The organism is Leptolyngbya sp. FACHB-711 (genome assembly GCF_014695615.1).
GTDB lineage: Bacteria > Cyanobacteriota > Cyanobacteriia > Elainellales > Elainellaceae > Leptolyngbya_A.
This window is the reverse complement of sequence record NZ_JACJOR010000025.1, coordinates 1-3,685: the sequence shown is the minus strand read 5'-3', so window position 1 is coordinate 3,685 and position 3,685 is coordinate 1. Positions and strand designations below refer to the sequence as shown.

General features: G+C 47.2%; 5 protein-coding genes. All 5 read left to right on the top strand.

Going from position 1 to position 3,685, the window contains the following annotated elements; genetic code table 11:
* The coding region (locus tag H6F80_RS00320) for an NAD(P)H-dependent oxidoreductase (RefSeq protein ID WP_190789632.1) at positions 1-511 on the top strand (511 nt) is incomplete at its 5' end.
* A 157-nt stretch (positions 512-668) separates the two neighbouring features.
* On the top strand, positions 669-1,442 hold the full coding sequence (locus H6F80_RS00315) for a glucose 1-dehydrogenase (protein ID WP_190789631.1): 774 nt from the start codon (positions 669-671) through the stop codon (positions 1,440-1,442).
* An 82-nt stretch (positions 1,443-1,524) separates the two neighbouring features.
* Positions 1,525-2,280: an SDR family oxidoreductase gene (locus H6F80_RS00310; RefSeq protein WP_190789630.1), complete on the top strand. Its 756-nt coding sequence runs from the start codon at positions 1,525-1,527 to the stop codon at positions 2,278-2,280.
* 48 nt (positions 2,281-2,328) lie between these two features.
* Entirely contained in the window at positions 2,329-2,523 is a 195-nt protein-coding gene (locus tag H6F80_RS00305; RefSeq protein WP_190789629.1) for an SDR family oxidoreductase, read from the top strand.
* A 36-nt stretch (positions 2,524-2,559) separates the two neighbouring features.
* Positions 2,560-3,561 carry an NADPH-dependent aldehyde reductase Ahr gene (gene ahr, locus H6F80_RS00300; RefSeq protein ID WP_190789628.1) on the top strand — a complete coding sequence of 334 codons (1,002 nt, stop codon included), beginning with the start codon at positions 2,560-2,562 and terminating at the stop codon, positions 3,559-3,561.
* Positions 3,562-3,685: the final 124 nt, after the last annotated feature.

The window sequence follows — 3,685 nt, the reverse complement described above, 5'->3', positions numbered from 1 at the left end:
TATGTCTGTCAAAGATCCTGACTACTTTAAGCAGCAACTTGAAGAGATGTATGCAACTGAAGTTGGAGGATTCATTCCAGAAATTGAAGCTGAGATCCAAAAACTGGAATGGTGCGATCTGATGATTTGGCAATTCCCTTTGTGGTGGTTCAGTGTCCCTGCAATTTTGAAGGGGTGGGTCGATCGCGTCTTTGTTATGGGGCGTGTTTACGGTAATGGACATATTTATGAAACGGGCAGATTTCGAGGTAAGCAAGCAATGCTCTCGTTGACCACAGGTAGCACAGAAGAGGACTATCTTGCAGGCGGTTTTAACGGTGATATCCATGCTATTCTGCGCCCAATTCAGCGAGGGATGCTGCAATTCGCTGGTTTTGACGTTCTTGCTCCGCAGATTGTTTATGCCCCCGTTCGCCAAACAGATGCAGTTCGTCAACGTATCTTGAATGCTTTTTCGCAACGATTGCGAACCATTGAACGTGAGTTGCCGATCGCCGTAGGTCAGTATTGATCGGCATGGAACTGGCGGGACTGAATTTATGGGGCACGCAGCCAGGATCGTACTCATCCTGATTGTAGGAGGTGCTTCTTATTGCTGGCTCCTACACGTATTGCTCATTGAGTTTTTGACAAAGTAACATAACCATTCACAACAAGAGGTAACTATCATGATGCTGAAAGACAAGGTTGCTTTGGTGACTGGCGGAACATCGGGCATCGGTCGAGCAACCGCGATCGCATTTGGTGCTGCCGGAGCAAAAGTCGTATTCTCTGGTAGACGCGACGCAGAAGGTGAAACAACTTCTGCGATGATTCGTGAGACAGGAACGGAGTGTTTGTTTGTACGATCGGATGTATCGAGTGAACCAGAGGTTAAGGCGCTGATAGAGAAAACAGTCGCAACCTACGGAAGGCTAGATTTTGCCTTCAATAACGCTGGATTTGGTACACTCCCACAGCCACTACACGAGCAGTCTGTTGAAGACTTTGACAGCATGATGGCAACCAACCTGCGGGGTGTGTTCTTCTGCATGAAATATGAAATTCAACAGATGCTGACTCAAGGAGCAGGGGTCATCATCAACAACTCTTCAGTAGCGGGATTGATCGGGATACCTGGAATGGGTCCTTATACTGCGAGCAAACATGCTGTGATGGGTCTCACTCGTTCTGCTGCGCTCGATTATGCCAAGCAAGGAATTCGGATTAATGCCGTCAATCCTGGCTATATTCGCGGCACAGAAATAGTTACTCCTAAGAGCCTCCAAGAGATAGGTATGACTTTAGAGCAGTTTGATTCGATGGTGTCGTCGAGCATCCCGATGGGGCATAGGGGTCAACCTGAAGAAATTGCTGCAACGGTTGTGTTCTTATGTTCTGATGCTGCGAGCTACATCACTGGACAACCTTTAGCGATCGATGGCGGAGTCACAGTGAGTTGATTTTTGATTATCGATCGTGGAATCACAGTGAATCAATCCATTTCAAGAGAGAACAACCGGACTTAATTTTAGGAGAAATAGAATGATACTTCAGGATAAAGTGGCGTTAGTCACTGGCGGAACTTCAGGAATTGGTCGTGCAACGGCGATCGCTTATGCCCAACAACAAGCAAAGGTGGTAGTGGTTGGTCGTCGCATGGATGAAGGTGAAGAAACGGTTCGATTGATTCAGGAGGCTGACGGAGAGGCGATTTTTGTGCAAGCAGATGTCACGAAAGAAGCCGATGTTAAAGCAATGGTTGATAAAGCAGTTGGCGCTTTTGGTCGGTTAGATATTGCCTTTAATAATGCAGGAACGGTCGGCGAAAACCCCTCATTGATTGAGCAAACAGAAGCTGAATACGATCGCACAATGAACGTCAATGTCAAAGGCGTTTGGTTGTCGATGAAATATGAAATCGCTCAGATGTTGAAACAGGGAAGTGGTTCAATCGTCAATATGGCATCTGTGGTTGGATTCGTTGCATATCCTATCCAACCCCTCTACGCCGCGAGTAAACATGCAGTAGTCGGTTTAACCAAAGCTGCTGCGCTCCAATGTGCCAAAGCGGGGATTCGCATCAATGCCGTTGCACCAGCAGCAATCCAAACAGATATGCTTGAAGCAGCTACAGGTGGGCAGGATGAGGTCAAAGCTTACATAACAGGACTTCACCCGATCGGACGAATTGGAACACCGCTTGAAGTTGCAAATGCAGTCCTGTTTTTATCATCTGACCTGGCATCGTTCACAACAGGTGCAACATTGATGGTAGATGGTGGGTTTGTAGCGCAGTAGTCGAAAGGCAGTGCGAAACGTTGCGACCAAGTAGCGATCGACACCGATATGAATCCCGCAGACAGCGACTTTGCTGCAGAGCAGACCAAGATGACTGCCCTCGGTCGCTACGGACAGGGTGACGAGGTGGCTGGCATAGTCTCTGATCTTGCTAGTTCTGAAACTGCTTTTGTTACAGGTACGAGTCTCAAAATTGATGGCGGCTTTACCGCTACCAAGAAAGTTTTCTCACAACTGGAGTGAGAATTCAGTCTGAATACACTCAAGAGGGAAACAAGCATGATTCACGCTTATGCAGCCAAAACAGCAGGCGGATTACTGGAGCCATTTGAATATGATCCGGGTGCGCTAAAAGATGAAGAAGTAGAAATCAATGTCGAGTACTGTGGGGTCTGCCACAGCGATCTGAGTATGTTAAAAAATGACTGGGGCATTAGCCAGTATCCCCTTATTCCTGGTCATGAAGTAGTCGGAACCATTGCAGCCGTTGGCGATCGTGTGACAACCGTTAAAATCGGTCAGCGAGTCGGATTAGGTTGGTTCTCCCATTCTTGTATGCATTGCGAGTGGTGCATGTCAGGCGAGCACAACTTGTGTCTAACAGCAGAGCAGACTATCGTCGGTCGGTACGGAGGCTTTGCTGATAAGGTGCGGGCACATGAAGAGTGGGTCACTCCTCTGCCAGAAGGAATTGATCCAGCTAAGGTAGGACCACTGTTCTGTGGTGGCATTACCGTGTTTAACCCACTTGTTCAGTTCGACGTGAAGTCAACTGATAAAGTCGGTGTAATTGGCATTGGCGGTTTGGGACATATGGCAATACGGTTCCTACAAGCTTGGGGATGTGATATCACTGCGTTTTCGACAAATCCTGATAAAGAGTCTGAAGCCCGTGAGTTGGGGGCCACTCACTTCGTCAACTCTCGCGATACTAAAGCAATTGAGGATGTTGCCAACTCGTTTGACTTTATTCTCTCAACTGTGAATGCAGATCTAGATTGGGGAATATACATTAACGCGCTGCGTCCCAAAGGACGGTTACATTTTGTTGGAGTCGTACCGAATGCGATTCAGATGGGTGCGTTCCCCATAATCCTTGGACAAAAATCCTTATCGGGCAGTCCTCTTGGTAGCCCGACAACAACTGCAAAAATGCTTGACTTTGCAACTCGCCATGGGATTGAACCTGTCACAGAGACTTTTGATTTTAATCAAGTGAATGAAGCAATCGCTCATCTTGAAGCAGGAAAAGCTCGATATCGAATTGTGTTGAAACACTAGAAAAACGCTAAGAGCACAGGAGTCGTACCTCCAAGCAAAGCTTTCACACACAAAAAAACTCACCATCGATTTACAAAGGAGAAACCTCTCATGCCTTACATTACCGTTGGTCAAGAAAACTCTG